The sequence below is a fragment of the Cellulomonas sp. zg-ZUI22 genome, assembly GCF_017353535.1.
In the GTDB taxonomy this organism is placed as follows: domain Bacteria; phylum Actinomycetota; class Actinomycetes; order Actinomycetales; family Cellulomonadaceae; genus Cellulomonas; species Cellulomonas wangleii.
The window spans coordinates 1,674,525-1,681,822 of record NZ_JAFMUZ010000001.1 but is presented as its reverse complement, the minus strand read 5'-3'; the positions used below and the strand labels follow the sequence as shown (position 1 = coordinate 1,681,822).

Below are 7,298 nucleotides of genomic sequence, written 5' to 3'. Positions count from 1 at the left end.
AAGAGGGGCATCAACTGGCATCATCCCTGACCAGACCCACGGGGTGGACCCAGCCAGGCTCGACACCACAAACATGGCATCGACTACTTGGCACACTGTTGAGTTCTCAAGGAACAGACGCGCATCCTCGTCAACGCTTTCGCGCTTTCGCAGGAGGCTTTGTTCGATCTTCAATCTACCAGGCGTTCTCCGCGCCCCTGACCACCGTGGTGATCCAGGCCCTGGCGAACGCCGCCGCACGACTCTACCCGACGCGCTGAGCGCCGAGAACCACCATGCGGGGGATGCCCAGCTCCTGCGGGGACCGACCACCGAACGACTGCTCGGTGTCCGTTCCTCCCTGCTGGGCGGGCTAGAGGAACGTTACGCGGGCGCCGAGCGCACGGTCAAATCCCGGACGGGTGATGCGGACCACGGCGCCGCGAGCACGTCCCGTCCCTCCCGCCGTCCGCACCCGGCCCTTCTCTCCGGGTGCCGCGGCGTGCGCCCGTGGCGCCGCTGGCACGCGGCGGTGCGCCCGCCGCGGCCGGGCAGCAGGGGCTCGCGTGCGACCCCGACGTCCGGCTGCCCACCGGTCTGCCGCCGGCGCGACCACACCGACGTCGATGTCGGCTCCACCCCTGTGTTCGCGTGGTGTCCCGGCCGGAGGTCGTCCGCAGTCGACGCGGCGCCCACGCGCGGCGACGGCGCACGTCGCCGACAGACCTGTCCGCGCGGACGAGCTCCCGTCGCCTCACCTCATCGAGAGCGCGCGCATGGCGCGACGGTCGAACGACCAGCGCGCGGGGAGGGCGCCCAGCCGTCTTCCCAGCTCGGCACGGAGCGCGGCCGAGTCCTCCACCACCATGATCCGCATGGCGACGGAGGAGTGCCGGTCCCACAGCTCGACGAGGTCGGCGCCCCGCGGCACCCACTCGTAGTCGAGCCCGCTGATGTCCGAGATCGACATCGCCCTCACGCCACGCCGAGTCTGCTCCACGAGGTGGTCGCCGTCGATCCAGTGTCGTCTGACCGGACAGAAGGCGACGTAGACGACGGCACCGACGACGCACGCGCCGATGGACGCCGGCCGCCACGGTCCGTCGAGGGTGAGCAGACAGATCGGGACTCCCAGCAGGAGGCCCAGTGCGGAGAGGGCGACGCCGTTGGCGACGCTCTCCTCCTCGCTCACGAACTCCCGTCCCTGTGCGGGCACCGTCCACTCCTGACGTCAGGTCGTCGAACCCTCGAAGCCTGCCGCCACTCCCCTGCCCTGGCCACATGACCGAGCGCGTCGTGCTGCCGGCGCTGCGCGTCCCGAGGTAGCGGCAGGCGGGCGGGGCGAGGGAGCCCGGACCCGGGTGGCACTCACGTGCCCCGGGTCCGGGCCCCTCGCCTCAGCAGCAGCTCTCGTGCGCCACGCGCTCGCGCGCGTCGTCGCGTGCCCGCCACCACTGGGCGCGGGTCAGCGGCGGGTGGTCGCCGTGGTGGGTGGCGTGCGCGGCGACGTACCGGTCGTACGCCGCCTCACCCGTCATCTCCCGCACGTACCACCGCACGGCACGGAGCACCTTCCTCATCTCAGTGCGACCCTCCTGCCAGCAGCTTCGGGTCACCGACCACGGCGTACTCCGCCTCGACCTTGCGCTCGAGCGGGGTCGGCACCAGCAGCCCGGACGGTGCGTAGAAGTGCGACGGCTCGTCGGGGTCCTCGCTCGTGCCGACCTCGTCCCCGCGTCCGGCGCCGGCCTTCAGCGCCTTGACGACCGCCACGACGGCCGTCGCCATGAGCAGCCCGACGAGCACGACGAACAGGATCGACAGCGTGCCCTGGATCGCGGTGTTGCGCACGGTGGCCTCGGCGTTCGCGAGGGCGTCGCCCTCGAGCCCGCCGGCCGCGATCTTGTCCTTGGTCGCGTTGTGCAGCGCCCAGTAGCCGATCGCCAGGTCGCTGGAGAAGATCTTCTGGTAGGACGCCGTGAACGTCGTGGCGGTGTCGAACGCGAGCGGCACCAACGGGATCCAGGCCCACTTCACGAAGCCCTTCTTCACGACCATCACCGTGACGATCGTCAGCGCGCTCGCCGCGATGAGCTGGTTGGCGATGCCGAACAGCGGGAACAGCGTCCGGATGCCGCCGTTGGGGTCGGTGACGCCCATGAGCAGCAGCGATCCCCACGAGGCCACGACGACGCCCGTCGTGAGCCACGACCCCAGGCGCCAGCCCGGGTCCCGGAACCTCGGCAGCAGGTTGCCGATGGCATCACCCAGCTGGAACCGCGCGACGCGGGTCACCGCGTCCACGGCGGACAGGATGAACAGCGCCTCGAACATGATGGCGAAGTGGTACCAGAACGACATCATCGCTTTTCCGCCGACGACGTTGTGCATGATGTTCGCCATGCCGACCGCGAGCGTCGGTGCGCCGCCCGTGCGGGACACGATCGACGGCTCGCCGACGTCCTTGGCGACCTGCTCGAGGGCAGCGGCGCCCGTGAGCGTCACCTCCTCACCGTCGACGACGGAGTCCCACGTGACCTCCGGCTGGTTGCCGGCCGGGTCCGAGACGCCGAGGTTCGCGATGGCGGCCGCGGCGTTCTCCTCGGGCGTGCCGTCGGCCGAGTACTGCTCGCCGGCCGTCTGCTCGATCGACGCCGGGGACATGTTCATCGAGAAGTAGATGCCCTGGTTGAGGGAGACCGCGGCGGCCAGCGCCATGATGGCGACGAACGACTCCATGAGCATGCCGCCGTACCCGATCATGCGGACCTGCGACTCCTTCTGGACCATCTTGGGGGTGGTCCCGGAGGAGACCATCGCGTGCATGCCGGACAGGGCGCCGCAGGCGATGGTGATGAACAGGAACGGGAAGAGCGCCCCGGCGAACACCGGGCCCTCCGAGTTGAACGCGAACTCGGTGACGTCGGGCATCTGCGCGATGGGCCGCACGACGATGATCCCGACGGCGAGCAGGAGGATCGTCCCGACCTTCATGAACGTCGACAGGTAGTCGCGCGGCGTGAGCAGCAGCCACACGGGCAGCACGGCGGCGAAGAACCCGTAGATGACCATGCACACGACGAGCGTCGTCGGGGTGAGGTGGAAGAAGTCACCCCACGAGGACTCGGCGACGTAGCGTCCGCCGATGATCGCCGCCAGCAGCGCGACGAACCCGATGATCGACACCTCGGTGACCCGGCCCGGGCGCAGGTACCGCAGGTACAGGCCCATGAGCAGCGCGATCGGGATGGTGCAGCCGACCGAGAAGACGCCCCACGGGGACTCGGCCAGGGCGTTGACGCAGACCAGCGCGAGCACGGCCAGGACGATCATCAGCATGACGAACACGACGATGATGGCGACCGTGCCGCCGAAGCGCCCGATCTCGTCGCGTGCCATCTGGCCCAGCGACCGACCGCCGCGACGCATCGAGTAGAAGAGCACCAGCATGTCCTGCACGGCGCCGGCGACGACGACGCCGAGGATGATCCACAGCGTGCCGGGCAGGTAGCCCATCTGCGCCGCGAGCACGGGCCCGACCAGCGGCCCCGCACCGGCGATGGCGGCGAAGTGGTGCCCGTAGAGCACACGCCGGTCGGTGGGGTCGAAGTCCCGGCCGTTGTTGATGCGCTCGGCGGGGGTCGCCCGCCGGTCGTCGGGCCGCATGATGCGCCTCTGGATGTACAGCGCGTAGAACCGGTACGCGATCGCGTACGTCGACACCGCGGTGACGACGAACCAGATCGTGTTGACCTCCTCGCCGCGCACGACGGCGAGCATCATCCAGCCGAACGCCCCGAGCAGCGAGATGCCCACCCAGAGCGCCACCTTCATCGGCGTCCAGCGCGGCTTCTCGACGACGCCGACCGGTACCCCGGCGTCGTCACGCAGGATCTCCGCCTGTTCCTCCGGCGTGTACTCGGGCACGCGCGGTTCTTGCGTGGTCGTCATGTCAACTCCGTCGGTGACAGCGAGGCGGCCGTCGTCGCCCGCCCGACGGCCCTGAGCAGCACCATCGTGGACGTAGCCCGAGGATTGCGCACGGGACTCACGTCACTCGCGCCGCACCAGGTCCCGTGCCTGCGGACCGGCGGGTCGACCCGGTGCCGCGTATGCGCAGGTCTGCCGCCCTGAGGCACCGCTCACGGCTGGTCAGCGGCCCCGCGAGGGGCGGTCGGAGTGCGGATCGGCGACGCCTCCCGGCGCGGTGTGCACATCGTCCCGGCCGGGGCCGTCGTCGACCGACGACGAACCCGTAGCCGGTCATTCCGCGAGCCTCCACAGCAAGAGCAGTCCCAGGAAGACGACGAGCGACACCGAGCGCAGAGCTGACGGGTTCGCCCACGCCTCCAGCACGGTGCGGTCGGCGGTGCGTCGCCTCACGTCGACGAGCGTCAGCACCACCATGACCACGCCGGCGGCGATCACCACGAACTCCACGCGTCGAGCCACCTCCTCGTCACACAGCCCCGCGACCCGTCACAGGAGGCCCGCACGCCGCAGTGCTCTCGCCGACCCCGGGTCGTTCAGGGCTGCCGCGGGACTGCCCGTCCGGACCGCCGCCGCGAGCTGAGCCCGGAACTCGCGGGTTCCCCAGACCACCGGGACCTCGAGGGCGCGGCCATCGCTCCACTCGAGGTCGATCACGGACCCGTAGAACGGGATCCAGTGGAACGTCGCACCGATGAGGTCGGACATCTCGAAGACCTCGGGCCCGCGCCCCTCCTCACGCGTGATGGTCGCACCGGAGATCTCGATGACGAGGTGCTCAGAACGCAGCCACACGGCGATGACACCGACGGCGACGGTGCCGCCGACGGCCGACACGTACAGCCATGGCGGCTCGAGGAACGCCCATGACCCCAACCAGCAGAAGGCCACCATGAACGCGTACGCGGGCCACCCGAGCGAGTTCGAGTCGACGGTTCGACCGGGAGCACCACCGTCGACAAGCACCGCGTCACGCCCGGAACCGCGGTGACGGCTCACGACCTCACCACGGCCTCACGGAGCAGCCCTGCGCGCTCACGCACGCGGGACGGCGTGTCCGCCGTGAACCGGAGCTCGACGGGCAGGCGACGACCCACGACCTCGAGCGACACCATCGACACGACCCGCGAGTCGCTGAACCGGTTCGCGAAGCCGGAGTACGCGACGACGCGGACGTCGAGGATCTTCTCGCGGTCGATGCCGAAGGTCCGGAGCCACGAACGGACGAGGAGCCGGTCGGTACGGGGGTAGCAGCCGACGACCACCGCCCGCAGCGCGATGGCGACGGACGCCGCGAGCAGGCAGAGCGGGAGCGGCTCCGTGAGCGTGCCGGCACCCAGGGCTGCCACCACCAGGAGCAGCTCCAGCAGTCCGACGCTCACGGCAGCGGCTCGGCCGAGCCCGACAGGAGGGCGCACCCACCCCACCTCCACCGCTCGCGGACCTCGTCGCCGGCCACCACTCGCGGCCGCTGCGGGGATGCTATCGGCGCAGCTGCCCGTTGCGTCCCGTCTCACCCGGTCCCGGGATCAGGGAGCCGGCGCACGGCATCGCCGTGCCGACGCCACCGGTTCGTCACGGCACGGTGTCGGTGGGACCGCGACGGCAGCGAGGCCATCAGCGCATCGCACGAAGTGGCCGCCCGAGCGCGGACGCCGTCGGCGAGACCATCGACGGGCTCGTCACCCCATGACAGGATGTAAGCGGTTTCCCGCCCGACGACAGCAAGGAACCCGGTGCCCCTCGCCTCCCCCGGACGCTCCGACGCCGCCACGTCCACGCCGCCGCGCACCGCCCTCCTGCTCGCTCCCGGCGACGACGTCGCGGTGACCGTCGTGGACGTCCTCGCGGGCACCTCCGTGGCGCTGGGCGACACCGTCGTCACGGCGTCGAGCGACGTCCCGCGCGGCCACAAGCTCGCGGTCCGCCCCCTTCCCGCCGGCACCCAGGTGCACAAGTACGGCCAGGTCATCGGTCGCACGACCGCCGACGTCGCGGTCGGCGCCCACGTCCACGCGCACAACCTCGGCATGGACTCCGTGGCCCACGCGTACGAGTTCGGCACGGCGCGCGTCACGATCCCGCGGGCCACCACGACGCGCACGTTCGAGGGCTTCCGGCGCGCCGACGGCCGCGTCGGCACCCGCAGCTACGTCGGCATCGTGACGTCCGTGAACTGCTCGGCCTCCACCGCCCGCATGATCGCCGACCAGTTCCGCGGCCCGGTGATGGACGCGTGGCCGCACGTCGACGGCGTCGTCGCCCTGACGCACGACTCGGGGTGCGGGCTGGTGCCCGAGTCCGAGGGCGGGCAGGTGCTACGTCGAACGCTGCGCGGCTACGCGTCGCACCCCAACGTGCAGGGCCTGCTGGTGCTGGGCCTCGGCTGCGAGATGCTCGCCGTCCAGGGGCTGCTCGCGGACCTGCCGGCGTCCCCCGACACGCTCGTCGAGCACCTGACCATCCAGGACTCGGGCGGCATCCGGGCCACGGTCCGTGCGGGCGTCGCGGTCGTGCGGGCCATGCTCGACGACCTCGAGAGCCGCCGCCGCGAGACGGTCCCGGCCTCCGAGCTCGTCCTGGGCCTCAACTGCGGCGGGTCGGACGGCTACTCGGGCATCACGGCGAACCCCGCCCTGGGACGCGCATCGGACCTGCTGGTCGCCCAGGGCGGCACGAGCGTGCTGGCCGAGACGCCCGAGGTCTTCGGCGCCGAGCACCTGCTCACGCGCCGCGCCGTCAGCGAGGCCGTGGGCCGCCGCCTGCTCGACCGCATCGACTGGTGGCAGGACTACATGACCCGCGGCGGCGGCACGCTGGACAACAACCCGTCCCCCGGCAACAAGGCCGGCGGCCTGACGACGATCCTCGAGAAGTCCCTCGGCGCGGTCGCCAAGGGCGGCACCGCCGAGCTCACGGCCGTGTACGAGTACGCCGAGCCCGTGGTCGACAAGGGCTTCACCTTCATGGACACCCCGGGCTACGACCCGGTCTCCGTCACCGGCATCGTGGCGGGGGGCGCGACGGTCGTCGTGTTCACGACCGGCCGCGGGTCCGTGCTCGGCGCCAAGCCCGCGCCGTGCGTCAAGGTCGCCACCAGCACCGAGATGTACGAGCGCATGCGGGAGGACATGGACCTTGACGCCGGACGCATCGTCACCGGCACGGCGACGATCGACGAGGTCGGCGAGGAGATCCTCGACCTCGTGCTCGCCGTGGCGTCGGGGCGCGCCACCGTCAGCGAGGAGCTCGACCTGGGACGCGACGAGTTCGTGCCCTGGCAGCTGGGGGCCGTGACCTGACCGGCGACCCGCCGGACGGCCGCACCG

Annotated in this window: 7 protein-coding genes; 1 reads left to right on the top strand and 6 read right to left on the bottom strand. The window is 71.3% G+C overall.

Features of this window, described 5'->3' with window-relative positions:
• Window positions 1-733 precede the first annotated feature (733 nt).
• The 6 genes from J1G43_RS07745 to J1G43_RS07720 form a co-directional block, all read right to left on the bottom strand.
• On the bottom strand, window positions 734-1,195 hold the full coding sequence (locus J1G43_RS07745; protein WP_207338869.1) for a hypothetical protein: 462 nt from the start codon (window positions 1,193-1,195) through the stop codon (window positions 734-736).
• Window positions 1,196-1,376: 181 nt separating this feature from the next.
• Window positions 1,377-1,559, bottom strand: coding sequence for a YbdD/YjiX family protein (locus J1G43_RS07740; protein WP_207338870.1), 183 nt, complete (start codon window positions 1,557-1,559; stop codon window positions 1,377-1,379).
• Between the two features lies 1 nt (window position 1,560).
• On the bottom strand, window positions 1,561-3,930 hold the full coding sequence (locus J1G43_RS07735; RefSeq protein WP_207378237.1) for a carbon starvation CstA family protein: 2,370 nt from the start codon (window positions 3,928-3,930) through the stop codon (window positions 1,561-1,563).
• A 312-nt stretch (window positions 3,931-4,242) separates the two neighbouring features.
• Complete coding sequence (locus J1G43_RS07730) at window positions 4,243-4,419, bottom strand: hypothetical protein (protein WP_207338872.1); 177 nt, start codon at window positions 4,417-4,419, stop codon at window positions 4,243-4,245.
• Window positions 4,420-4,458: 39 nt separating this feature from the next.
• The gene (locus J1G43_RS07725; protein ID WP_207338873.1) at window positions 4,459-4,968 is read right to left on the bottom strand and encodes a hypothetical protein; all 510 of its coding nucleotides are present in this window, start codon (window positions 4,966-4,968) and stop codon (window positions 4,459-4,461) included.
• Window positions 4,965-5,351 carry a hypothetical protein gene (locus J1G43_RS07720; protein WP_207338874.1) on the bottom strand — a complete coding sequence of 129 codons (387 nt, stop codon included), beginning with the start codon at window positions 5,349-5,351 and terminating at the stop codon, window positions 4,965-4,967. Before J1G43_RS07720 ends, J1G43_RS07725 begins: the two co-directional genes overlap by 4 nt.
• Window positions 5,352-5,705: 354 nt before the next feature.
• Here J1G43_RS07720 and J1G43_RS07715 point away from each other — a divergent pair, with 354 nt between their 5' ends.
• The gene (locus J1G43_RS07715; RefSeq protein ID WP_207338875.1) at window positions 5,706-7,271 is read left to right on the top strand and encodes a UxaA family hydrolase; all 1,566 of its coding nucleotides are present in this window, start codon (window positions 5,706-5,708) and stop codon (window positions 7,269-7,271) included.
• Window positions 7,272-7,298: the final 27 nt, after the last annotated feature.

What these genes read in the sequence shown, in the direction of transcription:
- J1G43_RS07740 (WP_207338870.1), bottom strand. Translation starts at nt 1,559, where the DNA reads ATGAGGAAGGTGCTCCGTGCCGTGCGGTGGTACGTGCGGGAGATGACG.
- J1G43_RS07735 (WP_207378237.1), bottom strand. Translation starts at nt 3,930, where the DNA reads ATGACGACCACGCAAGAACCGCGCGTGCCCGAGTACACGCCGGAGGAA.